This is a genomic window from Pseudomonas sp. B16(2017), assembly GCF_002113205.1.
In the GTDB taxonomy this organism is placed as follows: Bacteria; Pseudomonadota; Gammaproteobacteria; order Pseudomonadales; family Pseudomonadaceae; genus Aquipseudomonas; species Aquipseudomonas pharyngis.
In genome coordinates this window covers 215,787-240,745 of record NZ_NEKA01000008.1, presented here as the reverse complement: position 1 = coordinate 240,745, position 24,959 = coordinate 215,787, and the positions used below count along the sequence as shown (strand labels likewise).

Sequence of the window (24,959 nt, the reverse complement as noted above, 5' to 3'; positions counted from 1 at the left end):
TAAAAAAGGCACCAAAGCGGTTCATGCGCACATTTCATGCACCAAGTTGCGACCACGCAGTCACTGATCCGCTAGGTCGGTGAACCGCTTTGGCGCACAAGGTCGATGGGCTGACATGAACCTTCATCATCCGGGCCAAGGTTTGCCCGGTTTTACGCCCGGCAACAGCGCACTGCCACCGATCGACGCACCACGACACAGCAAAGTTTGTACCAGTCATTTGTACTGAACCTTCACTCTTGACTCATACTCGAACGCTTCAGAACACCGCTTCAGAACGCCACTTACGGAGATCCCCCATGGCCAGCATCAAGGCAAAGACTGCTCAAGAAATCCTGATGAACGACTTCCAGACCCTGGTCAGCGACACTGAACGCTTGCTGGAGCACACCGCCACGCTGGCCGGTGATCAGGCCGATGAGTTGCGCGAACAGATCCACGAAAGCCTGCTGCGCGCGCGGGAAACCCTGAAGCTGACCGAAGACACCCTGCGCGAGCGCGGTCAGGCGGCGGTCACCGCCACCGAGGAATATGTGTCGGCCAACCCGTGGCAATCGGTGGGCATCGCCGCCGGCGTCGGCTTTCTGATTGGCCTGCTGGCCACGCGGCGCTGATCATGTCGATCGGTGAATCCGGCCCGAACTCGGGTACCGCCTCCTCCACGCGTCGTCTGGGTGCTGCCGTTCTCGGCCTGCTGCACAGCCACGTCGAACTGTTCGGCATCGAACTGCAGGAACAGAAAGCACGCACCGTCAGCCTGTTGCTGTTCGCCGGCCTGGCGCTGGTGTTTGCGCTGCTGTTGCTGGTCGGCCTGTCGACCCTCGTACTGATCGTGTTCTGGGACACCTATCGCCTCGCCGCAATAATTGGTCTGTGCGTGTTTTACACCCTGGCGGCAATTTTTTGCGCGCTGCGTCTCAAAGCCGCGATCTTCGATGAATCCTCGCCCTTCCACGGCACGCTGGAAGAACTGGCCAATGATCGGGAGCGCCTGCTGCCATGAGCCTGCCTGAACTTCCGCACAACAGCTCACGCCGGGAAATGCGCAAGGCACTGATCCGCCTGCGCATGGAAATGCATCGTCAGGAAATCCGCCATGAAACCGGCCAGGTCCTGCAACCACTGCAACGCATGCGTGGCATGACGCAAAACCTGCAGGGTGGTTTCGGCATCAAGCACGCGCCGTTGTGGGGCGTGGCGGCTGTGACGCTACTGGGTTTCATCACGGGTAAAGGGGCCAAGAGCGGTGGCGTCGGCGGTTTGACCCGACTGATCCGCCTGGGCACCAGCCTCGCTCCGCTGATCAAGCTGGTCATGCAGAGTTCGAGCAAGCGCTGATCCCCACGCATCTGGCTGCATTCTTGCAACACCGGCGGGATTGAATCTCTTATCCGGAGGTTCAATCCCGCTTGCCTGTCCGGCCGGCAGAATTCGACCAGAACAAGAACGACAAGGAGGCCCCGTGATCGACGGGCAACCGCTCGCCTGCTTTCAACCTTTCATCGATACCGCCACCGGACGCATTGCCGGGGTCGAGGCACTGGGCCGTCTGCGCCAGGCCGATGGCCAACTGGCGTCGGTCGGACCGCTGTTCGCCGACCCGCGCACCCCGGCCATCGCGCTGCGCCGAATGGACCGGCAGATCCGCGACAACGCGCTGAGTCGACTGCACGAAGCCCCGCCGGACTGGTTTCTCAGCCTGAACATGTCACCGCGCTGGATCAGCCGCTTGCGTGCCGATCAGGCACTGCCCAGCCTGAAGCAACTCGCGCGGCACGGTATCGACCCGCAACGGATTGTTTTCGAGATCACTGAACTGGGCGGTAACAGCCAGCGCCTGACCGAAGTCGTGGCGCGCTACCGCGATGCCGGCGCCCGGATCGCTATCGACGATTTCGGCGCCGGTTATTCGCAGCTCGATCGTGTGCTGGCGCTGCAACCGGACATTCTCAAACTCGACATGCGTCTGTTCCAGGCCGCCGCACTGGGCGGGCCGAGCAGTGACGTGGTCAAGGCCCTCGCGCAAATGGCCGAAAAAACCGGCTGCTGGATCATTGCCGAAGGTGTGGAAACTGCGGCGCAACTGAATTTCGCGCTGGAATGCGGATCGCGCTACGTGCAGGGTTTTCTGTTCGCCCGGGCGCAGGAGGCGCTTTTCGGTACGAATGACTTCGTGGAGCGCTTTGCCGAGCTGCGCCAGTCTTACGTGCGTCAGAAGCTGGCCGAGCGCAGCAAGCTGATGTTCATGCGCCAGCAGCTCAGCGAACTCATGACCATCCTCCAAACCTGGGCCCAGGCCCGCGCTCCGCTCAGCGCCCTGCCACAGCTCGACGCCTTCCCCTGGCTGCTGCGTTTTTATCAATGTGACCGCCACGGCACCCAACTGACGCCAAACCTGGAGTGGCGCCCCAGCGGCTGGGTCGCCGACAATCGCTATCTGGGTCACAACTGGTCGTGGCGCCCCTACTTCTATCACCTGCTGGCCGAAGGCTGGGAGGAACGGCGCCTGACCCTTTCCAACACCTACCGCGACGCCACCAGCAACCAGTATTGCCTGACCGCCGGACAGTTTTTCGATAACGGCGAGCGCCTGCTGTTGATCGACATCGATGCGGCGGGGCTGTAGTTGCGCTTGCAGATGCCAGCCTGAACCGGGAAGCTAGGGAATCAGTCACCAGACGGAGAGAATCAGCCTTGGATTGGCATACCCTGCTCAACCGCGAACGTCTCGGCAAACCGTTGCACAGCCCGCAGGAACTTGGCCGCAGCCCGTTCCATAAAGACCATGACCGTATCATCTTCTCCGGCGCCTTCCGCCGTCTGGGGCGCAAGACCCAGGTGCATCCGGTGTCGAGCAACGACCACATTCACACACGCCTGACCCACTCGCTGGAAGTCAGTTGCGTCGGCCGCTCGCTGGGCATGCGCGTCGGCGAAACCCTGCGCTCCGCCCTGCCCGAATGGTGCGAGCCGAGCGATCTGGGCATGGTGGTCCAGTCGGCCTGTCTGGCGCACGACATCGGCAACCCGCCGTTCGGCCACTCCGGCGAAGACGCGATCCGTCACTGGTTTCAGCAGGCTGCGGGGCGTGGCTGGCTGGACGCGATGAGCGACGCCGAGCGCGGCGACTTCCTGAACTTCGAAGGCAATGCCCAGGGTTTCCGGGTGCTGACGCAATTGGAGTATCACCAGTTCGACGGCGGTACCCGGCTGACCTACGCCACACTCGGGACCTATCTGAAATACCCTTGGACAGCCCGTCACGCCGACTCCCTCGGTTACAAGAAGCACAAGTTCGGCTGCTACCAGAGCGAGCTGCCGTTACTGGAGCAGATCGCCCACAAGCTGGGTCTGCCGCAACTCGAAGAACAGCGCTGGGCGCGCCATCCGCTGGTGTATCTGATGGAGGCGGCGGACGACATCTGTTACGCCTTGATCGATCTGGAGGATGGCCTGGAAATGGAGCTGCTCGATTACGCCGAAGTCGAGTCTCTGCTGCTCGGTCTGGTGGGCGATGACCTGCCGGAAACCTATCGCCAGCTCGGCCCGCAGGATTCGCGCCGGCGCAAACTGGCGATCCTGCGCGGCAAAGCCATTGAGCACCTGACCAACGCCGCCGCCCGGGCTTTCGTCGAACAACAGGACGCACTGCTGGCCGGTACGCTGCCGGGGGATCTGGTGGAACACATGCACGGTCCGGCCAAACGTTGCGTGTTGAACGCCAAGGACATCGCCCGCAAGAAAATTTTCCAGGACAAGCGCAAGACGTTGCATGAGATCGGCGCCTACACGACCCTGGAGATCCTGCTCAACGCCTTCTGCGGTGCCGCCCTGGAACAGCACAACGGCCGCACGCCGTCCTTCAAGAGCCGCCGGATCCTCGACCTGTTGGGCAACAACGCACCGGATCCGCACGGCCCCTTGCACGCGTCGTTCCTGCGCATGATCGACTTCATCGCCGGCATGACCGACAGCTACGCCAGTGACATGGCGTTGGAAATGACCGGACGTTCCAGCCATTGATGTCTGCTGCCCGACCGATCCGCAATGGATCGGTCGGGCGCCGACGACTGAACCTCTTCCAAAGTCTGTGCAGTCGGCAGGGCTGAAAATAAAACCTGAAATCAACTAACAACAATCATTGAAAGCCTTTACCCGATAAATTTTTCCGTGCGCCGTAAACTTCATCAAGTCCAGCCATCGAACATCTCACGGGCCTACCTACGCCAAACCTAGTTAACACGTAGTCTGATTCTTCTTTATTTGTAGGACTTATCCTAGATTGCTGCTAATACCCTGTCGGTTCATGCGAGTGTTCATGCAACTGAGCTAAGGTTCGCCCTTTATTTGCGCTCGTATGGGATTTGATTATGAACTCCGTTTTTATTGTCGACGATCACCCGGTCATCCGCCTCGCCGTTCGAATGCTGCTGGAGCATGAAGGTTATAAAGTCGTCGGAGAAACCGATAACGGTGTCGATGCCATGCAGATGATTCGCGAATGCATGCCCGACCTGATCATTCTCGACATCAGCATTCCCAAGCTCGATGGCCTGGAAGTCCTGGCCCGCTTCAACGCCATGAGCTCGCCATTCAAGACACTGGTACTGACTGCGCAATGCCCGACCCTGTTCGGCATTCGCTGTATGCAGTCGGGTGCATCGGGTTATGTGTGCAAGCAGGAAGACCTGAGTGAACTGGTCAGTGCGATCAAAGCGGTCCTTTCCGGTTACAACTACTTTCCCAGCCAGGCTTTGAACCCTGTTCGTCATGATGACGTGCGTTATGCCGAGCTGGAACTTTTCAAATCAGTCAATGATCGGGAACTCATGGTTTTGCAACTTTTCGCCCAAGGCCGCACAAACAAGGAAATTGCCAAAGGCATGTTTCTCAGCAACAAAACAGTAAGCACTTATAAAAAACGACTGATGCAAAAACTGAAGGCCAAGTCTCTCGTAGAACTTATCGAAATGGCCAAACGTAACGCACTCGTGTGAGAGCCAACATGCCCAGCCGTTTAGTGAGTCTCCTGATTGCATTGAGTGCATGCCTGGGTTTCTGCACCTCTGCAACAGCCGCATCACCCACCTCGCAAGATTTCACCCTGCTCGGTCGCTCGACCGAACCGACGGTGCAGGCCTTGTTCGATCCATCGCAAGTGGCGTGGCTGCACACTCGCAATGAGCTGGTTCTGGGGACTTCCGCGCCAGACTATCCTCCCTTCGACATGACGGCCAGCGGACAAGACTACGAAGGCTACACGGCGGATTACGCAGTACTGATTGGTCAGGCGACCGGTCTGCCGATCAGGGTCAAACGCTTCGCCACGCGGGAGGTCGCCATACGGGCATTGATCGACGGCCAGATCGACATGCTCGGCACTGCCAACGGATTCGAGGCAGGAAACGCCGAAATAGTACTGTCCAGGCCTTACGCCATCGATCAACCGGTCCTTGTGACACGTGAGGGCGAAACCCGCACGCTGACCGAAGGTCTGGCAGGCCTGCGACTCAGCATGCTGTATCACTACCTGCCGCTGGATGATGTCAAGGCCATGTATCCCAAGGCCCTCATCACCTCTTATCCGTCCTACCAGAACGCAATCAACGCAGTCGCGTTCGACCAGGCGGACGTGTTTCTCGGCGACACCATTTCCACCCACTACATGATCAACAAGGGTTACCTGAACAACATCCGCATGGCCAGTTTCGGCAAGCATGAGGCTCACGGTTTCAGCTTCGCCGTACATCGCAACAATCCACAGCTGCTCGCCATCATCAATACTGCGCTAAAGGCCGTGCCGGGCAGCGAGCGCGAAAATATCGCCAAACGGTGGAGCGTGGGCAGCGACGTACTTCTGACCGACCAGAGGCTGCAACTGACCAAACGTGAAGAGCAGTGGCTGAAAAAACATCCGGTGCTGAGCGTGGTCGTCAACGAGGCTTTCGCGCCCCTGACGTTTTTTGACAGTGACGGCAACTTTCGCGGCATCAGCGCCGACTTGCTGGAACTCATCCGTCTGCGCACCGGACTGCGCTTCGAAATCCGTCGCAGCCGCAGCGACGCCGAAATGGTCAAGCAGGTCGAACACCATCAGGCTGACCTGATCGCAGCCTTGCTCCCTACTGCCCAGCGCGAGGAAACCCTGAAGTTCAGTCGTCCCTACCTGGAAAATTCATACGTACTGCTGACCCGAAAAGCCGCCGACAGCCCTACTCACCTGGGTCAACTCAAACGCAAGCGCCTGGCGATTGCTCAGGGCAATCCGATGATCGAATACCTGCGCAGCGAGTTTCCACGCATCCATCTGATCGAAACGCCGGACACCTTCAGTGCAGTGGCGCTGCTCGACGCAGGTCAGGTCGAAGGCGCAGTGAATTCCCTCGTCATCGCAAACTACTTCATTGCCTCGCGAACCTTCGAACATCCCCTGCAGATCACCACCACCATCGGCACCCGGCAGGCAGCGTTCTCTCTGGCGACTGCCCGGGACAACACGGAACTGGGCTCGATCATCGACAAGACGCTGATGAGCATCACACCCGAAGAACTGGGCATCATCAATGGTCGCTGGCGGGGCTACTCAAACATTTCGCAAGGCACCTGGCATCAATACCAGCGTTTCTTCTTTCAGTTGATCGGCGGCGCCTGCCTGCTGTTGTTGCTGTCGTTGCTCTGGAATGCCTACATGCGGCGCCAGATCAAACAACGCAAATCGGCCGAACGGGCCTTGAACGACCAACTGGAGTTCATGGGTTCACTGGTCAACGGGACGCCCCACCCAATCTACGTGCGTGACCGACAGGGCCTGCTGCAAAGCTGCAATGACAGTTATCTTCAGGCCTTCAATGCCCGGCGCGAAGACGTCATCGGCAAAGATGTCATGCAGGGAGCACTGAACAACGCTTTCGAGGCACAGGCGTATCAGGCCGACTATCAGCGGGTAGTGACCGAAGGCAAGCCACTGGTGCTCGACCGGCCGTTGCATATAGGCAACCGACGACTGACGATCTATCACTGGATCCTGCCGTACCGGGACTCCAGCGGCGAAGTCCAGGGGATCATCGGCGGCTGGATCGACATCAGCGAACGCCGCGAACTGCTCGATGAACTTCGCGCAGCCAAGGAACGGGCAGACGAAGCCAACCGGGCCAAGAGTACGTTTCTGGCAACCATGAGTCACGAGATCCGCACGCCGATGAACGCAGTGATCGGCATGCTCGAGCTGACGCTCAAACGCATGGATCATACCCACCCGGACCGCTCCGGCATCGAAACGGCCTACCATTCGGCCAGGGATCTGCTGGGCCTGATCGGTGACATTCTGGACATTGCCCGCATCGAATCCGGGCGACTGAGCCTGAATCCCGAGCGAATCAACCTGATCGACACCGTGGGTTCGGTGGTGCGAATCTTCGAAGGGCTCGCCCGGCAGAAACAGCTGTCACTGACAGTGTCCGTCTCGCCTCCTGAACTGAATGTCGATGTGGAACTCGATCCTCTGCGCTTCAAACAGGTGCTGTCGAACCTGATCAGCAATGCGATCAAGTTCACCGAGGCAGGACAGGTCAGAATCACACTGGATGTTCTGCCCACGGATGATAGCGAAGGCTCGATGGTGCAGCTGACCGTACAGGACAGTGGCATCGGGATCACGACGCAGGATCAGTTGCGGTTGTTCGAACCTTTTGCCCAGGCCGGCCAGGATGGGCAACGAACCGTCAGCGGCGCAGGACTCGGGCTGGTCATCAGCCGCAACCTGTGCGAAATGATGGGTGGAAAACTGCGATTGAGCAGCCTGCCCGGAATTGGCACCCAGGTTCGGGTATCGCTACCGGTGACCATTCTGCCTGCACAAGTGGCGAGAGCTGAAGATGAACCACAGATTCAGACATCCCTGATTCCGTTGACGGTTCTGGTGGTCGATGACCATCCGGCCAATCGACTGCTGATGTGCCAGCAACTGGAATACCTCGGCCATCGATTCTGTATCGCCGAAGATGGCCAGCGCGGGCTGGAACAATGGAAGAACGGCGAATTCGATCTGGTCATCGCCGATTGCAACATGCCCGTCATGAACGGTTATGAGCTGACCCGGGCGATTCGTCAGCACGAAAAGCTTACCAGTCGCCCGGCCTGCACAGTGCTGGGATTCACCGCCAATGCCCAGCCGGAAGAGATCCTGCGCTGCAAACAGGCAGGCATGAACGAATGCCTGTTCAAACCCCTGAGCCTCAACAGCCTGAGCCAATGGGTCAACGGTGTTCAGCCGCTATTTCGCGCACCGGCGTTCAACTTGCAGGGGCTGGCGCAGCTGACCGGTGACAACCCCTCGCAAACCCACCGACTGCTGGCAGAACTGCTCAACAGCAGTCGCCTCGATCGGCAGGAGTTACAAGCACTGTCCCTCACCCGGGATCCCTCCGCGCTGGCCGTCATCGCACACAAGATCAAAGGTGCCGCACGCATTGCCCAGGCCTCGCGTCTGATCGACTGCTGCGATGCGCTTGAGCAGGCTTGTCTGCAAGCACTGCCGTGGGAAGAAATCGAGCGTCATTGCCAGGCCAGTCGCCTCGCTATCCTGGAACTGGAGCAGGCACTGGAACAGCAACTGGCGCGGATCGCCAAAAGCAAAATGGCCGGGGCTTAACTATGCTTGAAGGCTGAGCAGTGTGCTTAACCTACACGGAGAGTCTGCAATGCCCAGCCCACTGCGCCCGGAAAGACGCCGGTTTCCGCTGCATGTACACATCAGCGTCATGTTCACCTTTCTGCTGTTGCTCACCGGGGTGGTGCTGGGCTTGTTCAACTACCACCAGACCACACACATCATTCTGTCGAGCAGTGAAAAGCTGTTCAGCCGGATCGAACAGGATGTACGTCTCGACCTGCAGGCCACTTATGCACCGATCCGGCACCTGCTGAGCCTGCTGGCAGAGACCCCCGCCGCCGGATCTTTCAACCTCGAATCGCGCATGGCGCTGCTCAAGCCGTTCAGTCAATCCCTGACGAACAACCCGGATCTGGCCTCGCTGTATCTGGGTTATGGCAATGGCGATTTTTTCATGGTTCGTCCGTTGCGCACGTCAGCGCTGAAAACCCTGCTCAAGGCACCGAACGCAGCAGCGTTTCAAGTCTGGAGCATCGAACATGACGCCAGCGGTCAGACACATTCACAGTCACTGTTCTTCGACCAGGCACTGTCCCCGGTCGGCCGACAGGACCACCCCGATGATCCTTATGATCCTCGCAGCCGGGCGTGGTACATCAACGCACGGCAGCAGGCCGAACAGATCACCACCGAACCCTACGTCTTTTTCTCCACCCACAACGTTGGCACGACGCTGGCCCGACGCAGCGGCGAGTACGCCGTGATCGGCGCCGACCTGACCCTTGATGCACTCTCCGCGACCCTGATCAAACACGTGGTGACACCGGCCACGGAAATCGTCCTGTTCGACGCCGACGGCAACGCCGTGGCTTACCCCGACAGCCGCCGGCTGATCGTCGATGACCGCACGGCGCGCCTGGCCAAGGCTGCCGATTTGAGCCCCGCCTTGCACACCTTGTTGTCCGGGCACCAGGGCAATCGGCTCGAAGTAGACGGCCGACAATGGATCGTCGCCCGCAGCCAGCTTCAGGAAGGCGGACCGAAAGGTTTACAGATGGCTTTACTGGTGCCCGAAGACGAACTGCTGGTCGATGCCTATCGCCTGCGCTGGCAAGGAGCGCTCATCACGCTGGCTACCTTGCTGCTATGTCTGCCGCTGGGCTGGCTGATCTCGCGGGTGCTGGTGACGCCCTTGCATGCCTTGGTCAAGGAAGCCGATGCAATTCGCAGCTTCGACTTCAATTTCCCGGTGACCCGCCGATCGCTGGTGCTGGAGATTGACCAGTTGAGCCTGTCGATGGCTCGCATGAAAGACACCCTGGCCAGCTTCTTTCGCATCACTGACAGCCTGACCGCCGAAACCCGCTTCGACCCGCTGCTGCAACGGGTACTGTTCGAGACAGTGCAGATCGCCCAGGCCCAGGCGGGGCTGATTTATCTGCGTGAAAACGATGGCAATCGCATGGAGCCCTACGGCCTGGTGGTCGCAGACTCGTCTCAACCGTTGGCGACATTCGATCTGCAAAGCCGCAGTCTAGATGCCTCGCAAAGCCCCGAATGGTTCCGGCAACTGGCCAACGCCGACACGGTCGTGAGCAACCTGGGTTTCGAACAGGCCACCGACCTGCAGAAAGTGCTGCTGGCCATGGGTTCGCCGAGGGTGCATTTGATTGGAATCCGTCTGCATAACCGGCACAACGAAACCGTCGGCCTGCTGGTGCTGTTGATCAACGATGGCGGCACGCCGAGTGACCTGGAAAAACTCCGGCCAGATCGCATCGCCTTTCTGCAAGCGGTGTCCGGGGCGGCCGCGGTGAGTATCGAGAGTCAACGCCTGCAAGCCAGACAGAAACAACTGCTGGATGCGTTCATTCAACTGCTGGCCGGCGCCATTGATGCCAAGAGTCCTTATACCGGCGGGCATTGCCAGCGCGTGCCGGAACTGACCCTGATGCTCGCCCGTGCCGCTGCAGCCAGTCAGGCCCCGGCCTTCAGCGATTACCAGCCGAGCGAAGACGAATGGGAGGCCTTGCACATCGCTGCATGGCTGCACGACTGCGGCAAGGTCACGACCCCGGAATACGTGGTCGACAAAGCCACCAAGCTGGAGACCCTGAACGATCGCCTTCACGAAATCCGCACCCGCTTCGAAGTGCTCAAGCGCGACGCCTGGATCAACTATTGGCAAGCCCTGGCGTTGGGCGGTGAAGAACAGCAACTGGCCGGTCTGCGCGAGGCCACCCTGAAAGCACTGGATGATGATTTTGCGTTCGTCGCCCGCTGCAATCTGGGCAGTGAAACCATGCTCGAGGTTGACCTGCAACGTCTGCAAGGCATCGCGCAACGCACCTGGACGCGCACGCTGGATGATCGCTTGGGCCTGTCATGGGAGGAGAACCGGCGTCAGGCACGCACCCCGGCACCGACCCTGCCGGTCACCGAACCGTTGCTGGCAGACAAGCCGGAGCATCTGCTGGAACGCGCCGAAGGCGAGCTCATCCCAGAGGACAATCCGTGGGGCTTCAAGCTCGACGTGCCACCGTACAAATACAATCGCGGCGAGCTGTACAACCTGAGCATCCCCCGGGGCACCCTGACCCGCGAAGAACGCTACATCATCAACCACCACATGGTGCAGACGATCCTGATGCTCAGCCACCTGCCCTTCCCCGGACACCTGAACAGCGTCGCGGAAATCGCCGGTGGGCATCACGAAAAGATGGATGGCACCGGTTATCCCAAGCGCCTGAAGCGCGAAGACATGAGCCTGCCGGCGCGCATGATGGCGATTGCCGATATTTTCGAAGCCCTGACCGCCGCCGATCGCCCGTACAAAAAGGCCAAGTCCCTGAGCGAAGCACTGGGGATCATGGCCACCATGTGCCGCGACGCGCACATCGATGCCGAGCTGTTCGAGCTGTTCATTCGCGATGGCGTGTATCTGCAATACGCCACGCGTTTTCTCGATCCACGGCAGATCGATGCCGTGGACCCGGCGGCCGTGCTGCTCAAGGCAGGCCTGACGACGTGATCAGCAATCGGTCAGACGCAGGAAGATCGCCGCCAGTTGTTCGATACCGGCCTGATCGTCCGTACCAAAACGCGCGAGCTTCGGGCTGTCGAGGTCGAGCACACCGATCAGGCGACCGTCCTTGACCAATGGGACCACCAGTTCGCTGTTCGACGCGCTGTCGCAGGCGATATGGCCGGGGAACGCATGAACGTCTTCGACCCGCTGCGTCTGCAGGCTGGCAGCCGCCGCGCCGCAAACGCCCCGACCGAACGGAATGCGCACGCAGGCGATCTGGCCCTGGAACGGGCCGAGCACCAGCTCTTCATTGCGATTGAGGTAGAAACCGGCCCAGTTCAGGTCATCGAGCTGGTTGAACAGGAACGCCGAAAACTGCGCGGCGTTGGCGATGAAATCGCGCTCGTCCGCCAGCAGCGACTCCAGTTGCGCGGCCAACATGCCATAGCCTTCGAGGCCCTGGCCGCTCTGCTGCAAATCAATCATGCCTTGTGCTCCAACAATTTCAGTCCCACCCAATAACGGGCGAATTGGTAGGCGCAACGTCCGTTGCGGTTGCCGCGGCCGGTTGCCCAGCGCACGGCGAGGATGTCCAGTTGTTCGTCGCGTTCCCAGCTCAGGCCGGCCTTGGCGGCCAACTGGCCGATCCAGTGCTCGACGACGTTGAGGAAATGTTCCTGGGTAAACGGATAGAACGACAGCCACAGGCCGAAGCGATCCGACAGCGCGATCTTGTCTTCCACCGCTTCGCTCGGATGCAGTTCGCCATCGACGCGCTTCCAGTTTTCGTTGTCGCTTTCCTTTTCCGGCACCAGATGGCGACGGTTGGAGGTGGCGTACAACAACACGTTGTCCGGCGCCTGTTCGAGCGAGCCGTCCAGCACACTTTTCAGCACGCGGTAGTCGCCTTCGCCGGACTCGAACGACAGGTCATCGCAGAACAGCACAAAACGTTGCGGCAGCTTGGCGATCTGCTCCACCACCCGTGGCAGGTCCGCCAGGTGATCACGCTCGATTTCGATCAGACGCAAACCGGCCTTGGCGTGTTCAGCCAGCAACGCGCGCACCAGCGACGATTTACCGGTACCGCGCGACCCCCACAGCAGCGCATGGTTGGCCGGCATGCCGTCGAGAAATTGCTGAGTGTTGCGGCCCAGTTGCTCCAGCTGCCGGTCGACGCCGATCAGGTCCGACAGGCGCATGTCGAGGCTGACTTCCAGCGGCAGCAGATAACCGCTGCGACCGTCACGTTGCCAGCGAGCGGCAAGGCAGGTGCCCCAATCGATGACCGGGCGTGGCGCCGGCAGCAGTGGTTCGATCCGCGCCAGAACCGACTCGGCGCGCTCAAGAAAAGCATTCAATCGGGAATCCACGTCTTCTCCTCGGGCTCGTTCACAGTAATGATGGCGGTGCAGCGACGACAGACAGCGTTCGAAGCCTGCCCCAGGCCTTGTTACAAGGCGCTTCGGGAACCCCGGAATCCGTGCATGATCGACTATGCTTGAGCAGCGAAGGGAAACGGAAGTGGTTCAACACCCCATGGATATCAAATTCACCCACCGGCTGTCGTACAAACAGGCCCGGCTTACCGTGCTGGTCGGGTTCATTCTGGGCACGCTGCTCAGCCTGCTGCAAATCGGCATCGATTATGCCAGTGAAGACGCGTCCATCAACCGTGAAATCCTGTCGTTGCTGGAAATCAGCCATAACCCGGCCTCGCGCATCGCCTACAACATCGACGCCGAACTGGCGCAGGAACTGACCCTGGGCCTGCTGCGCTCGCCGGCGATCATTTCCGCACAACTGACCGACAACAATCAGACGGTGCTGGCCAACGTCAAACGGCCGGAGCTGCAAAGCGGCTACCGGATGATCAGCGACTTCCTGTTCGGCGCCAAACGTCAGTTTGAAGACCGCCTCTATCTCGATCACTTGCCCAACGAATCCCTAGGCACCCTGAAACTGGAAGTCGACACCTACGCGTTCGGCAGCCGCTTCCTGCGCCGGGCCGAGGTCACGCTGCTGAACGGTTTCGCCCGCAGCCTGATCCTCACCGGAATTCTGCTCGCGCTGTTCTATGTGATGCTGACCAAACCGCTGGTACGGGTAATCCGCGAACTCAGCGGTCGCGACCCGCGCAGCGCCGAGCCGACCACCCTGGAATGTCCAGCCGGGCATGCCAATGACGAGATCGGCGTGCTGGTCAAGGTCGCCAACCAGCAGTTCGAGAACATCGCCACGGAAATCCAGCAGCGACGCAATGCGGAAAACCGCCTCACTGAATACCTCGCACAACTCGAAGACATCGTGTCGGCGCGTACCGCAGAGCTCAAGGCGATCAATGCACGACTCAGCCAGTCCAACCAGGAGCTGGAAGTGGCTCGCAGTACGGCGCTGGACATGGCCGAGGCACGCTCGGCATTTCTCGCCAACATGAGCCACGAGATCCGCACTCCGCTCAACGGCCTGCTGGGGATGATCGCCCTCTCGCTCGACGGCCCGCTGAATGCCGAACAGCAGCAGCAACTGTCCATCGCCCACGACTCGGGCAAAGTGCTGGTGGAGCTGCTCAACGACATTCTCGACCTGTCCAAATTCGATGCAGGGCAACTTGAGCTGGAACACATTCCCTTCGATCTCGGCTCACTGATCGAAGACACCGCCAACCTGCTGTCACAGAACGCGGCACCGAGCGTCGAGCTGACCTGCCTGATCGATCCTTACTTCCCGGCGCTGGTGCTCGGCGATCCTACCCGGGTCAGGCAGATCGTCAGCAACCTGCTGTCCAATGCGCTGAAATTCACCCGCTTCGGTCGGGTCGATGTGCGTCTGTCTACCTGGAAGGACGGCGTTCGAATCGAAGTCTGCGACACCGGCATCGGTATCGCCCAGGAAGCCCAGGTGAAGATTTTCCAGCCGTTCACCCAGGCGGGGGCCGGCATCACTCGTCAGTACGGCGGCACCGGGCTCGGTCTGGCGCTGACCTACAACCTGTGCGAAGCCATGCAGGGACGTCTGACGATCAGTTCCGAAGTGGGTTTCGGCAGCCAGTTCTGCGCCGAACTGCCACTGCCCTGCCACACCCGCGCGGTGATTCCGCCACCGTTGCACGGCAAGGTGCTGGCGATCACCAACGCGGTCAGCGGGCTGGCGGAACTGCTGGAAAGCCTGCTGCCGGTCTGGGGGATGACCTACGAGCAGCGAACCCTCGACGATCCGCTGCTCGGTCTGTCCCCCGACGTCATCATCACCGATTGCCCCGAATGCCTGTTCGGCCTGCGCCCGGTGATGACGGCGCCGATTCTGCTGGTGACCGCCTACGGCAGCTTCTTGCCGGGTGAAGAAGCCGCGGCCCTCGCCCCGTTGCAGCAGCAGGCCCGACCGCTGGCTCGCAACGCGCTGTATCAGAATCTGCGTCGGACGCTGTTGCCGGACCTCACCATCATCGACCGTGCACGCCTTGAGAGCGTGCCGTCGCAGCGGCGCGGTCGGGTGCTGCTGGTGGAAGACAACCCGGTCAACCAGTTGGTGGCCAAGGGCATGCTGGGCAAACTGGGGTGCGATGTCGTGGTTGCCGCCCATGGAGTGGAGGCACTGGATCAGCTGGAACACGACGAGTTCGATCTGGTGCTGATGGACTGCAACATGCCAGTGATGGACGGCTACGAAGCCAGCCGCCAGATCCGCCAGAGCGGTCGCTGGCCGCACTTGCCGATTGTCGCCCTGACCGCCAACGCGATGTCCGAGGAACGGGAGCGCTGCCGGGCGGCGGGCATGAGCGACTACCTGGCCAAGCCGTTTCGCCGTGAAGAGCTGGCGGCGCTGCTGGATCAGTGGATACCAACTACGACAACGCTTTGATCTGGCCCAGCAGGTGATCGAGTCCCTCACGCAACTCGTTGAGCCGGTCCAGATCCACCCCGCTCTCGCACAACAGCTGCGCCTTCAATGGCCCGACCTGTTCACGCAGCGCCTGCCCTTGTGGAGTAAGGCTCAGATGAACCTCGCGCTCGTCACGGGCCGAGCGTTGACGCTGAACCAGTTCAAGTTGCTCCAGACGCTTGAGCAGCGGCGTCAGCGTTCCTGAGTCCAGTGCCAACCGCTCACCCAGCGCCTTGACGGTCGGTTGCTCCGGCGCGGTTTGCTGCCATTCCCACAACACCAGCATCGCCAGGTATTGCGGGTAGGTCAGGCCAAGCCGATCAAGCATCGGCTTGTAGCCACGGATCACCGCCCGCGATGCGGCATACAACTTGAAGCACAGTTGGCTGTCGAGCCTCAGCGAATCGGCGGACAGGTTGTTCATTTGAGCAGGGCTTCGATCTCGCGGCTCAGATCCTGCGGTTTGGTGGCCGGGGCGAAGCGCTTGACCAACTGGCCGTCCTTGCCGATCAGGAATTTGGTGAAGTTCCACTTGATGCCCTGGGAGCCCAGCACGCCCGGCGCGCGTTTCTTCAATTGCACAAACAGCGGGTGCGCACCGGTCCCATTGACTTCGATCTTCTTGAACAGCGGGAAGCTGACGCCGTAGTTCAGTTCGCAGAACTCACTGATGGCGCCCTCGTTGCCCGGCTCCTGCTTGCCGAACTGGTTGCACGGGAAGCCCAGCACCACCAGGCCCTGATCCTTGTAGGTCTGCCACAGCTCCTCAAGGCCTTTGTACTGCGGCGTGAAACCGCATTTGCTGGCGGTATTGACCACCAGCACCGCCTTGCCGGCGAAATCGGCGAGGGTCTTTTGCTCGCCCTTGATGGTGGTGCACGGAATATTCAGCAGGTTATCGCTCATGGTGCGCACTCTTGAGAAATGTAGACGGCAAAAATAGCGAGCAATTGAATTGCGTGCAATTTAATTATCCGAAAGGCGACCCGAGGATCGCCCGTATCGGTTACTCGCGCGGCACCAGGTCCAGGCACACCGAGTTGATGCAGTAACGCAGGCCGGTCGGCGGCGGACCGTCCGGGAACACGTGGCCAAGGTGTGCATCGCACTTGGCGCATTTCACTTCGGTGCGGATCATGCCGTGGCTGGTGTCACGGATTTCGGTCATCGCGTTGTCGCCGATCGGCGCGTAGAAGCTTGGCCAGCCGCAACCGGAGTCGAATTTGGTCCTGGAGTCGAACAGCGGCTCATTGCAGCAGATGCAGTGGTAGACGCCATCGGTCTTGGTGGCGTTGTACTTGCCGGAGAACGGCCGCTCGGTGGCGCTCAGGCGGCACACATTGAACTGCTCGGGGTCGAGCATCGCCCGCCATTCTTCCAGGGTCTTTTCAATCTTTTCCATCATCACACCTCAGCGGCTGAAAAAGCCCGATCTGTACCTTTTCCACGGATCGGGCGGCACGTATGATTGCGCCTCGTCACACGCCAGTCTGGCAGCGGGTTCCTGCGCATTCAAACGGATTGTTGGAAACCGCCGCTCGAGACACTTGCCTGTGTGAAGACGCAGGATTCCCAGCACGGTTGTCCACCCGCCGCCTGGATCGTTCATTTTCGGGATCACATCGCCATGCAGTTCAGCAAATCGAACAAGCTCGCCAACGTCTGCTACGACATTCGCGGCCCGGTGCTCAAGCACGCCAAACGCCTGGAAGAGGAAGGCCATCGCATCCTCAAGCTGAACATCGGCAACCCGGCACCCTTTGGTTTCGAGGCGCCGGACGAAATTCTCCAGGATGTGATCCGCAACCTGCCGACCGCCCAGGGCTACAGCGATTCCAAAGGCCTGTTCAGCGCGCGCAAGGCGGTGATGCAGTACTACCAGCAGAAGCAGGTCGAAGGTGTCGGCATCGAAGACATCTACCTGGGCAACGGCGTGTCCGAGCTGATCGTAATGTCGTTGCAAGCGCTGCTCAACAACGGTGACGAAGTGCTGGTGCCGGCGCCGGACTACCCGCTGTGGACCGCTGCCGTGAGCCTGGCCGGTGGTAACGCGGTGCATTACCTGTGCGACGAAGGCGCCGACTGGTTCCCGGACCTGGCCGACATCAAGGCGAAAATCACCCCGAACACCAAGGCGATGGTGATCATCAACCCGAACAACCCGACTGGCGCGGTGTATTCGAAGGAAGTGCTGCTGGGCATGCTCGAGCTGGCCCGTCAGCACAACCTGGTGGTGTTCTCCGACGAGATCTACGACAAGATCCTCTACGACGACGCCGTGCACATCTGCACCGCATCCCTGGCCCCGGATCTGCTGTGCCTGACCTTCAACGGTCTGTCCAAATCATATCGCGTGGCCGGTTTCCGCTCCGGCTGGATCGCCATCTCCGGGCCGAAACACAACGCTCACAGCTACATCGAAGGCATCGACATGCTGGCCAATATGCGCCTGTGCGCCAACGTGCCAAGCCAGCATGCGATCCAGACCGCCTTGGGCGGCTATCAGAGCATCAACGATCTGGTACTGCCGCAAGGCCGTTTGCTGGAGCAACGTAACCGCACCTGGGAGTTGCTCAACGACATCCCCGGCGTGAGCTGCGTGAAGCCGATGGGCGCGCTGTACGCATTCCCGAAGATTGACCCGAAAGTCTGCCCGATCCATAACGACGAAAAATTCGTGCTCGATCTGCTGCTCTCCGAGAAGCTGCTGGTGGTGCAAGGTACGGCGTTCAATTGGCCGTGGCCTGACCACTTCCGTGTGGTGACCCTGCCGCGGGTCGATGACCTGGACATGGCCATCGGTCGCATCGGCAACTTCCTCAAGTCCTACCGCCAGTAACCGGCGCTCGGTGCGCAACGGCCCGAACGTTGCGCACTGTCTGATTCAGCAACACTTCTGCTGCGCCCCTCCTCCAGCACCTTCTACACTTGCGATTCATATCAATCATGCGTGCCTGACGCAATCAGGGCGGGTGGTGCGTGCCTGTCATCCATAGCGATTTCACCGGTGGGAAATGTCCCATGGCAGGACGAATCCGGTGTAGGACACAGTTTGAAATAGTCACTCGGTTGAATCGCCAGGTGCCGCACCTTATATACCCCGCAGTACGCTACATCTTTAGCTTGAGGAGATTTCTACAACCATGATGCGCATTCTGCTGTTTTTGGCCACTAACCTGGCGGTCGTGCTGATAGCCAGCATCACCTTGAGCCTTTTCGGGTTCAACGGGTTCATGGCGGCCAACGGGGTTGATCTCAACCTCAATCAGCTGCTGGTTTTCTGTGCAGTCTTTGGTTTCGCCGGTTCCCTGTTCTCGCTGTTCATCTCCAAGTGGATGGCGAAGATGAGCACCAGCACCCAGATCATCACCCAGCCACGTACTCGCCACGAACAATGGCTGCTGCAAACCGTCGAGCAACTGTCCCGGGAAGCCGGGATCAAGATGCCCGAAGTCGGGATTTTCCCGGCCTATGAAGCCAACGCCTTCGCCACCGGCTGGAACAAGAACGACGCACTGGTCGCGGTCAGCCAGGGCTTGCTCGAGCGTTTCAAGGAAGATGAAGTGCGGGCCGTGCTGGCCCACGAGATCGGCCACGTGGCCAACGGCGACATGGTCACCCTGGCGCTGATCCAGGGCGTGGTAAACACCTTCGTGATGTTCTTCGCGCGGATCATCGGCAACTTCGTCGACAAGGTGATTTTCAAGAACGAAGAAGGCCAGGGCATGGCCTACTACATCGCGACCATCTTCGCCGAGCTGGTGCTGGGCATTCTGGCCAGCGCAATCGTGATGTGGTTCTCGCGCAAACGCGAGTTCCGTGCCGACGATGCCGGCGCCCGCCTGGCCGGTACGGGGGCGATGATCAACGCCTTGCAACGCTTGCGCGCCGAACAGGGCCTGCCGGTGCACATGCCTGATACCCTGAACGCCTTCGGCATCAACGGCGGCATCAAACAAGGGTTCGCCCGCATGTTCATGAGCCACCCGCCGCTGGAAGAGCGTATCGACGCCCTGCGTCGTCGCGGCTGATCAAACTGGCGCACCAACCAAAAGGCCCGCAGTGATGCGGGCCTTTTTTTGCCTGTCGATTACTCCCCGCAAATCCGGTAAACCCGCTCTTCCAGCCGAGTTACGCCGGCTTGTACGAACTTCCAGCTGTCACCGAGTATATCCTGCTCTTCCAGCATCTCGACACGCCAGGCACTGCCCAGCAAACGCTGCACTTCAGCATCGTCTACGGAAAATGGCGGCCCTGGCATCTGCGACTGGTCGTAATCCAGCGTCACCAACAGCCCTCGGCATGTCGGCAAAAGACCCTGCAAGTGCGCCGCATAACGCTCGCGCATCGCTTGCGGCAAGGCAATCACTGCCGCACGGTCATACAGCGCGGTGCAACCCGCCACGTCAGCCGCAGTCAGCGAAAAAAAATCCCCGCACCACAACTCGATCGCCCCGGCCCGATAAACCTTGAAGCTGCCCTCTTCACTGATCTGCGGCTGCAATTGCTGCTCACGGAAGAAGTCTTCCACGGCCTTCTCCGACAGCTCGACGCCGAGCACCCGATGCCCACGCCCGGCAAGCCACAGCAGATCCAGACTTTTACCGCACAACGGCACCAACACACGCGCCTGCGCCGGGATGGCCAGATCGGGCCAGTGCCGCTGCAAATACGGGTTTACCTCCGGCTGGTGAAAGCCGATCTGGTTCGATTCCCACTTCTTGTGCCAAAACTCCGGCTGCATGCATCCTCCTAAGAATTCGATCAAAAGGCGTTAAAACTTATATTGGAATTAGATCAATAAACTGACTGAAGATGAACCATCTTAACGCTCAGGAACCCTTCCATGTTTCCCAGCCTGTTTATCTCCCACGGCTCGCCCATGCTGGCACTGGAGCCCGGCGCCAGCGGCCCGGCCCTGGCCCGGTTGGCGGCCGAACTGCCACGCCCGAAAGCCATCGTCATCGTTTCCGCCCACTGGGAAAGCCATGAGCTGCTGGTCAGCAGCCATCCGCAACCGGAAACCTGGCACGACTTCGGCGGTTTCCCCCGCGCGCTGTTTGAAGTGCAGTATCCGGCTCCGGGCGATCCGCAGTTGGCCCGTGAGGTTGCCGATCTGCTGACCGCCAACGACCTGCCGGCACGCCTCGATCCACAACGACCGTTCGATCACGGTGTGTGGGTGCCGCTGTCGCTGATGTACCCGCAGGCTGACATCCCGGTGGTACAGGTTTCCCTACCGAGTCGTGGCGGTCCGGCGCTACAGAACCGCGTCGGCCAGGCGCTGGCCAGGCTGCGCGAACAGGGCATTCTGTTGATCGGCTCCGGCAGCATCACCCACAACCTGCGGGAACTGGACTGGCACGCCGGCCCGGAAAGCGTCGAGCCGTGGGCCCGGGATTTCCGCGACTGGATAGTCGACAAACTGGCCGCCAACGACGAAGCCGCCCTGCACGATTACCGTCAGCAGGCACCGAACGCAGTACGCAACCATCCAAGCGACGAGCACCTGTTGCCGCTGTACTTCGCCCGCGGCGCTGGCGGTGATTTCAGCATTGCCCATCAAGGTTTCACCATGGGCGCACTGGGCATGGACATCTACCGCTTCGGCTGATGCCCAAATCGCAGGCAAAAAAAATCCCCGAACCAGTCGGGGATTTTTTATGTTCGATCAATCAGCCCAAGGGCGGATCAATCTTCGCGGTAGCGACGCAGCTTCAACTGCTTACCGGCAACGCGAGTGTCCTTCAGCTTGGTCAGGAGTTTGTCCAGACCATCTTCCGGCAGCTCGACGAGGCTGAAGCTGTCACGCACCTGAATGCGACCGATGGCTTCACGTGCCAGACCACCTTCGTTGAGGATGGCGCCCAGCAGGTTTTTCGCCGCGATACCGTCACGCGCGCCCAGCGCGGTACGGCAACGAGCACGGCCTTCGCCCAACGGCATTGGCGCACGACGCTCACGATCACCACGGTCCGGACGATCACCGGAACGCTCAGGACGGTCGCCACGCGGCGCGCTGTTCGGCACCAGTGGACGTTCCTTCTCGATCGCTGCCAGGTTCAACGCCTGACCATTGGTGGCCTTGCGCAGCAGTGCGGCAGCCAGGGCACGCGGGGTGCAACCGATGTCGGCGGTCAGGCGATCCAGCAGATCACCGTGGGTCGATTCGGCGTCAGCCACCAGCGGCGACAGGCTGTTGGTCAGTTTCTTGATGCGGGCATCGAGAACGGCCTGGGCATCCGGCAGACGCACTTCGGCAACTTTCTGACCGGTCACACGCTCGATTACCTGCAGCATGCGGCGCTCACGTGGCGTCACCAGCAGCAGCGCGCGGCCTTCGCGACCGGCACGGCCGGTACGGCCGATACGGTGCACGTAGGATTCCGGATCGTACGGCATGTCCACGTTGAACACGTGGGTGATGCGCGGAACGTCCAGACCACGGGCGGCAACGTCGGTCGCTACAACGATGTCCAGACGGCCATCTTTCAGCGAGTCGATGACGCGCTCACGCTGGTTCTGAGCGATGTCGCCGTTCAACGCGGCGGCTTTGTAGCCTTTGGCGTCGAGGGCGCTGGCCAGATCCAAGGTCGCTTGCTTGGTGCGCACGAACATGATCAGAGCGTCGAAGTCTTCCACTTCCAGCAAGCTGAGAACGGCAGAAGTCTTCTGGTCAGCGTGAACCAACAGGTGAGCCTGTTCGATCGCGGTAACGGTCTGGGTCTTGCTCTGGATCTTCACGTGCTTTGGATCGCGCAGGTGACGCTCGGCGATGGCACGGATCGATTGCGGCAGGGTCGCCGAGAACAATACGGTCTGACGGGTTTCCGGCATGGCCTTGAAGATGACTTCGAGGTCGTCCATGAAACCCAGTTTGAGCATTTCGTCTGCTTCGTCGAGAACCAGGTGGTTCACGGTCTGCAGTACTTTTTCGTCGCGACGCAGGTGGTCGCACAGACGGCCCGGAGTGGCGACAACGATCTGTGCGCCATTACGGATTGCTTTCAATTGTGGGCCCATCGGCGCGCCGCCGTAGACAGCCACAACAGTCACGCCCGGCATTTGCTTGGCGTAGGTTTCGAAAGCGGTTGCAACTTGTAGCGCCAACTCACGAGTTGGGGCCAGGATCAGAGCTTGCGGCTCGCGCTTGGACGGATCAATGCGGTGCAGGATAGGCAGGGCAAAGGCAGCGGTTTTACCGGTACCGGTTTGCGCCTGACCAATCATATCGTGACCGGCGAGGATGATCGGGATCGACTGCTGCTGAATGGCCGAAGGCTCTTCATAGCCGGTAGCGACTACTGCAGCGACAATATTGGGATGAAGTTCAAGAGCGGCGAAGCCGCCGATTTCCTGGGTCATGGGTCTGCCTCTAAGTGCATCCGCAAAGACCCATGCTCCAAAGCTGCACATGCCGTGTTGAGACTCAAGAGTCGCCCTGGCAGCTTTGTCGGCGGGGATTTGCGAAAACGAATGAATGAAAAAGAATCGTCAAGGAAGAGCCCGCAGTGCGGACGTGCAGCCGAAGCTGACTTCGGGGAATTGCGCTACCTAAACGCGGCCCGGTTAAAGGCCGGCGCGCACTATACCGGAATTTGCCCAAAAAGGGAGCTTTTTTTATCGGCGAAATGCAGTTGTCACCGCTGTGTAACGGGGTTTTGCGGATAATCGGGCAAAGGTCTATTTTTCAAACACCCCGGCCCTGCGGGCGATGGCGCTTAAACGATTCACCGACGTGCGGCATCTGGTCGCTGCACCCTTTCTTTCCCTGCGAGGAAACACCCATGAATCAGCCCTGCCCCGGCCGCGTGAGCCGTGCGCGTCACGGCCACGTGCATTTGATCGGCCTGGACCGCGTCGCCAAGCGCAATGCCTTCGACCTCGACCTGCTCAACGACCTGGCCCTGGCCTACGGTGAATTCGAGGCCGACAGCGACGCACGGGTGGCGGTGGTGTTTGGGCATGGCGAGCATTTCACCGCCGGGCTCGATCTGGTGAATGCCAGTTCCGCCCTCGCCCAGGGCTGGCAGGTGCCTCCCGGCGGTTGCGACCCATGGGGCGTGTTCGTCGGGCCGCGGGTCAGCAAACCGGTGATTGTTGCCGCGCAGGGTTATTGCCTGACCATCGGCATCGAGCTGATGCTCGCCGCCGACATCAACCTGTGCGCGAGCAACACCCGCTTCGCGCAGATGGAAGTGCAGCGCGGGATCTTTCCGTTCGGCGGCGCGACGCTACGCTTTCATCAGATCGCCGGTTGGGGCAACGCGATGCGCTGGCTGCTGACCGGCGACGAATTCGATGCCCACGATGCGTTGCGCCTGGGTCTGGTGCAAGAGGTTATGGCCAGCGAGGATCTGCTGCCGCGCGCCATCGAACTGGCCGAACGGATTGCCCGGCAGGCGCCGCTGGGCGTGCAGGCGACGCTGATGTCGGCGCGGCAGGCACGCTATGAAGGTGAGACCGCAGCGGCGCAGAGCTTGCCGCCGCTGGTGAAGAAGTTGCTGGCCACTGAAGATGCCAAGGAAGGTGTGCGCTCGCTGGTGGAGCGCAGACCAGGGGTTTTCAAAGGCCTTTGAAGATCAGGTCGCCGGACGGATGCAGTTGATCAACGACTGCAACGAGTAGCCCAGCTTCGGCGCCAGCGCTTCAGCCCGTGCAGTCAGCGCCTGCAGGTCCAGCACCTGATCGAGATCCGCCGGCACGATCAGAATCACGTTGCCCTCCTTCACCGGCAATTCCCAGTAATGCCGGTGATAGAGCCCACGCAGCAGCGCTGCGCCCAACGGTTTGCCGTCGTCGGTGGCCCATTGGTTGATCACCAGCCAGCCACCGGGATTCAGACGTTTCTGACAGTCACCGAGGAAATTCCACGCAAGGTGCCCGGCGCCAGGACCGACATCGGTGTACAGGTCGACGAAGATCAGATCCGCAGGTTCAGCGGTCGGCAGCAGTTCGAGAGCATCACCGACGCGGATGTACAGCCGTGGATCGTCATCCAGCCCGAGGTATTCGATGGCCAGACGCGGCACGTCCGGGCGCAACTCGATGGCTTCGACATCTTCCAGCGGCAGGAACTTGAGGCAGGCCTGGGTCAGCGTTCCCGCGCCCAGGCCGAGGAACAGCGCGCTCTCTGGCTGCTCATGGCACAACGCGCCGATCAGCATCGCCCGGGTGTAGTCGTACTCCAGCCAGCTCGGGTCGGCGGTAAACACGCAGCTTTGCTCAATGGCATCGCCGAACTCCAGAAAGCGGTAGTCGGCCACTTCCAGCACGCGAATCACGCCGAACTCATCCTGTACCTCGGCGAGCAACAGCTCGACGCGCTCCTCAGTCATTTCGTCTCCTGGTGGTCACCGGGCGCGGTGACGCGATGGCACCGCTGTGGTGCCGTGGCAAAGCGGCGATTGTCGGCGAAGCGGCGGGAGCAGGTCACGC

21 protein-coding genes are annotated in these 24,959 nt (G+C 60.4%); 13 read left to right on the top strand and 8 right to left on the bottom strand.

What is annotated here, in order from left to right; genetic code table 11:
* The first annotated feature begins 299 nt into the window (after positions 1 to 299).
* From CAG25_RS16365 to CAG25_RS16330, 8 genes are all read left to right on the top strand, one after another.
* On the top strand, positions 300 to 614 hold the full coding sequence (locus tag CAG25_RS16365) for a YqjD family protein (RefSeq protein ID WP_007955729.1): 315 nt from the start codon (positions 300 to 302) through the stop codon (positions 612 to 614).
* A 2-nt stretch (positions 615 to 616) separates the two neighbouring features.
* Entirely contained in the window at positions 617 to 1,003 is a 387-nt protein-coding gene (locus CAG25_RS16360; protein ID WP_011335280.1) for a phage holin family protein, read from the top strand.
* Positions 1,000 to 1,338 carry a hypothetical protein gene (locus CAG25_RS16355; RefSeq protein WP_064598290.1) on the top strand — a complete coding sequence of 113 codons (339 nt, stop codon included), beginning with the start codon at positions 1,000 to 1,002 and terminating at the stop codon, positions 1,336 to 1,338. Before CAG25_RS16360 ends, CAG25_RS16355 begins: the two co-directional genes overlap by 4 nt.
* A 124-nt stretch (positions 1,339 to 1,462) precedes the next feature.
* The gene (locus tag CAG25_RS16350; protein ID WP_039770425.1) at positions 1,463 to 2,626 is read left to right on the top strand and encodes an EAL domain-containing protein; all 1,164 of its coding nucleotides are present in this window, start codon (positions 1,463 to 1,465) and stop codon (positions 2,624 to 2,626) included.
* Positions 2,627 to 2,694: 68 nt separating this feature from the next.
* Entirely contained in the window at positions 2,695 to 4,023 is a 1,329-nt protein-coding gene (locus CAG25_RS16345; RefSeq protein ID WP_085612222.1) for a deoxyguanosinetriphosphate triphosphohydrolase, read from the top strand.
* Between the two features lie 347 nt (positions 4,024 to 4,370).
* Positions 4,371 to 4,997 (top strand): response regulator transcription factor, encoded by a 627-nt coding sequence (locus tag CAG25_RS16340; RefSeq protein ID WP_039770429.1) that lies wholly within the window; start codon positions 4,371 to 4,373, stop codon positions 4,995 to 4,997.
* 8 nt (positions 4,998 to 5,005) lie between these two features.
* A complete protein-coding gene (locus CAG25_RS16335) occupies positions 5,006 to 8,650 on the top strand; it encodes a transporter substrate-binding domain-containing protein (protein WP_085612221.1) in 3,645 nt (1,214 codons plus the stop codon).
* 49 nt (positions 8,651 to 8,699) lie between these two features.
* Complete coding sequence (locus CAG25_RS16330) at positions 8,700 to 11,642, top strand: HD domain-containing phosphohydrolase (protein WP_085612220.1); 2,943 nt, start codon at positions 8,700 to 8,702, stop codon at positions 11,640 to 11,642.
* On the opposite strand, the gene CAG25_RS16325 is transcribed toward CAG25_RS16330, so the two are convergent.
* On the bottom strand, positions 11,643 to 12,125 hold the full coding sequence (locus CAG25_RS16325) for a GAF domain-containing protein (RefSeq protein ID WP_039770434.1): 483 nt from the start codon (positions 12,123 to 12,125) through the stop codon (positions 11,643 to 11,645).
* Positions 12,122 to 13,012 (bottom strand): ATP-binding protein, encoded by an 891-nt coding sequence (locus CAG25_RS16320; protein ID WP_007955716.1) that lies wholly within the window; start codon positions 13,010 to 13,012, stop codon positions 12,122 to 12,124. The genes CAG25_RS16325 and CAG25_RS16320 overlap by 4 nt, the downstream gene beginning before the upstream one ends.
* Positions 13,013 to 13,136: 124 nt before the next feature.
* Here CAG25_RS16320 and CAG25_RS16315 point away from each other — a divergent pair, with 124 nt between their 5' ends.
* Positions 13,137 to 15,500: a response regulator gene (locus CAG25_RS16315; RefSeq protein ID WP_371857727.1), complete on the top strand. Its 2,364-nt coding sequence runs from the start codon at positions 13,137 to 13,139 to the stop codon at positions 15,498 to 15,500.
* Here the strand turns inward: CAG25_RS16315 and CAG25_RS16310 are convergent.
* The 3 genes from CAG25_RS16310 to msrB form a co-directional block, all read right to left on the bottom strand.
* Complete coding sequence (locus tag CAG25_RS16310; RefSeq protein WP_085612218.1) at positions 15,484 to 15,945, bottom strand: MarR family winged helix-turn-helix transcriptional regulator; 462 nt, start codon at positions 15,943 to 15,945, stop codon at positions 15,484 to 15,486. The genes CAG25_RS16315 and CAG25_RS16310 overlap by 17 nt on opposite strands.
* Positions 15,942 to 16,427, bottom strand: a complete 486-nt coding sequence (locus CAG25_RS16305) for a glutathione peroxidase (RefSeq protein ID WP_011335290.1) — start codon at positions 16,425 to 16,427, stop codon at positions 15,942 to 15,944. Before CAG25_RS16305 ends, CAG25_RS16310 begins: the two co-directional genes overlap by 4 nt.
* Positions 16,428 to 16,527: 100 nt before the next feature.
* Complete coding sequence (gene msrB, locus CAG25_RS16300) at positions 16,528 to 16,923, bottom strand: peptide-methionine (R)-S-oxide reductase MsrB (RefSeq protein WP_064598308.1); 396 nt, start codon at positions 16,921 to 16,923, stop codon at positions 16,528 to 16,530.
* Between the two features lie 225 nt (positions 16,924 to 17,148).
* On the opposite strand from msrB, the gene CAG25_RS16295 reads away from it, so the two are divergent.
* Positions 17,149 to 18,360: a pyridoxal phosphate-dependent aminotransferase gene (locus CAG25_RS16295; protein ID WP_007955711.1), complete on the top strand. Its 1,212-nt coding sequence runs from the start codon at positions 17,149 to 17,151 to the stop codon at positions 18,358 to 18,360.
* A 304-nt stretch (positions 18,361 to 18,664) separates the two neighbouring features.
* Complete coding sequence (gene htpX / locus CAG25_RS16290) at positions 18,665 to 19,552, top strand: protease HtpX (protein ID WP_064598312.1); 888 nt, start codon at positions 18,665 to 18,667, stop codon at positions 19,550 to 19,552.
* A gap of 59 nt (positions 19,553 to 19,611) precedes the next feature.
* Here the strand turns inward: htpX and CAG25_RS16285 are convergent, their stop codons facing one another.
* Positions 19,612 to 20,265 carry a thiopurine S-methyltransferase gene (locus CAG25_RS16285; RefSeq protein WP_085612217.1) on the bottom strand — a complete coding sequence of 218 codons (654 nt, stop codon included), beginning with the start codon at positions 20,263 to 20,265 and terminating at the stop codon, positions 19,612 to 19,614.
* A 102-nt stretch (positions 20,266 to 20,367) separates the two neighbouring features.
* Between CAG25_RS16285 and CAG25_RS16280 the strand changes: the two genes are divergently transcribed.
* Positions 20,368 to 21,135 carry a class III extradiol ring-cleavage dioxygenase gene (locus CAG25_RS16280; RefSeq protein ID WP_085612216.1) on the top strand — a complete coding sequence of 256 codons (768 nt, stop codon included), beginning with the start codon at positions 20,368 to 20,370 and terminating at the stop codon, positions 21,133 to 21,135.
* A gap of 77 nt (positions 21,136 to 21,212) precedes the next feature.
* Here CAG25_RS16280 and CAG25_RS16275 read toward each other — a convergent pair whose 3' ends face one another.
* The gene (locus CAG25_RS16275) at positions 21,213 to 22,886 is read right to left on the bottom strand and encodes a DEAD/DEAH box helicase (RefSeq protein ID WP_007955707.1); all 1,674 of its coding nucleotides are present in this window, start codon (positions 22,884 to 22,886) and stop codon (positions 21,213 to 21,215) included.
* Positions 22,887 to 23,308: 422 nt separating this feature from the next.
* On the opposite strand from CAG25_RS16275, the gene CAG25_RS16265 reads away from it, so the two are divergent.
* Complete coding sequence (locus CAG25_RS16265) at positions 23,309 to 24,100, top strand: crotonase/enoyl-CoA hydratase family protein (protein ID WP_085612215.1); 792 nt, start codon at positions 23,309 to 23,311, stop codon at positions 24,098 to 24,100.
* Between the two features lie 3 nt (positions 24,101 to 24,103).
* Here the strand turns inward: CAG25_RS16265 and CAG25_RS16260 are convergent, their stop codons facing one another.
* Positions 24,104 to 24,859 carry a spermidine synthase gene (locus CAG25_RS16260; RefSeq protein WP_085612214.1) on the bottom strand — a complete coding sequence of 252 codons (756 nt, stop codon included), beginning with the start codon at positions 24,857 to 24,859 and terminating at the stop codon, positions 24,104 to 24,106.
* Positions 24,860 to 24,959 lie beyond the last annotated feature (100 nt).

Excerpts from the sequence above, each read along its gene's own strand:
- CAG25_RS16265 (WP_085612215.1), top strand. The coding sequence starts at position 23,309 with ATGAATCAGCCCTGCCCCGGCCGCGTGAGCCGTGCGCGTCACGGCCAC.
- CAG25_RS16360 (WP_011335280.1), top strand. The coding sequence starts at position 617 with ATGTCGATCGGTGAATCCGGCCCGAACTCGGGTACCGCCTCCTCCACG.
- CAG25_RS16280 (WP_085612216.1), top strand. The coding sequence starts at position 20,368 with ATGTTTCCCAGCCTGTTTATCTCCCACGGCTCGCCCATGCTGGCACTG.
- msrB (WP_064598308.1), bottom strand. The coding sequence starts at position 16,923 with ATGGAAAAGATTGAAAAGACCCTGGAAGAATGGCGGGCGATGCTCGAC.
- CAG25_RS16330 (WP_085612220.1), top strand. The coding sequence starts at position 8,700 with ATGCCCAGCCCACTGCGCCCGGAAAGACGCCGGTTTCCGCTGCATGTA.
- CAG25_RS16335 (WP_085612221.1), top strand. The coding sequence starts at position 5,006 with ATGCCCAGCCGTTTAGTGAGTCTCCTGATTGCATTGAGTGCATGCCTG.
- CAG25_RS16325 (WP_039770434.1), bottom strand. The coding sequence starts at position 12,125 with ATGATTGATTTGCAGCAGAGCGGCCAGGGCCTCGAAGGCTATGGCATG.
- CAG25_RS16305 (WP_011335290.1), bottom strand. The coding sequence starts at position 16,427 with ATGAGCGATAACCTGCTGAATATTCCGTGCACCACCATCAAGGGCGAG.
- CAG25_RS16340 (WP_039770429.1), top strand. The coding sequence starts at position 4,371 with ATGAACTCCGTTTTTATTGTCGACGATCACCCGGTCATCCGCCTCGCC.
- CAG25_RS16285 (WP_085612217.1), bottom strand. The coding sequence starts at position 20,265 with ATGCAGCCGGAGTTTTGGCACAAGAAGTGGGAATCGAACCAGATCGGC.
- htpX (WP_064598312.1), top strand. The coding sequence starts at position 18,665 with ATGATGCGCATTCTGCTGTTTTTGGCCACTAACCTGGCGGTCGTGCTG.
- CAG25_RS16365 (WP_007955729.1), top strand. The coding sequence starts at position 300 with ATGGCCAGCATCAAGGCAAAGACTGCTCAAGAAATCCTGATGAACGAC.
- CAG25_RS16310 (WP_085612218.1), bottom strand. The coding sequence starts at position 15,945 with ATGAACAACCTGTCCGCCGATTCGCTGAGGCTCGACAGCCAACTGTGC.
- CAG25_RS16295 (WP_007955711.1), top strand. The coding sequence starts at position 17,149 with ATGCAGTTCAGCAAATCGAACAAGCTCGCCAACGTCTGCTACGACATT.
- CAG25_RS16260 (WP_085612214.1), bottom strand. The coding sequence starts at position 24,859 with ATGACTGAGGAGCGCGTCGAGCTGTTGCTCGCCGAGGTACAGGATGAG.
- CAG25_RS16275 (WP_007955707.1), bottom strand. The coding sequence starts at position 22,886 with ATGACCCAGGAAATCGGCGGCTTCGCCGCTCTTGAACTTCATCCCAAT.
- CAG25_RS16355 (WP_064598290.1), top strand. The coding sequence starts at position 1,000 with ATGAGCCTGCCTGAACTTCCGCACAACAGCTCACGCCGGGAAATGCGC.
- CAG25_RS16315 (WP_371857727.1), top strand. The coding sequence starts at position 13,137 with ATGCTTGAGCAGCGAAGGGAAACGGAAGTGGTTCAACACCCCATGGAT.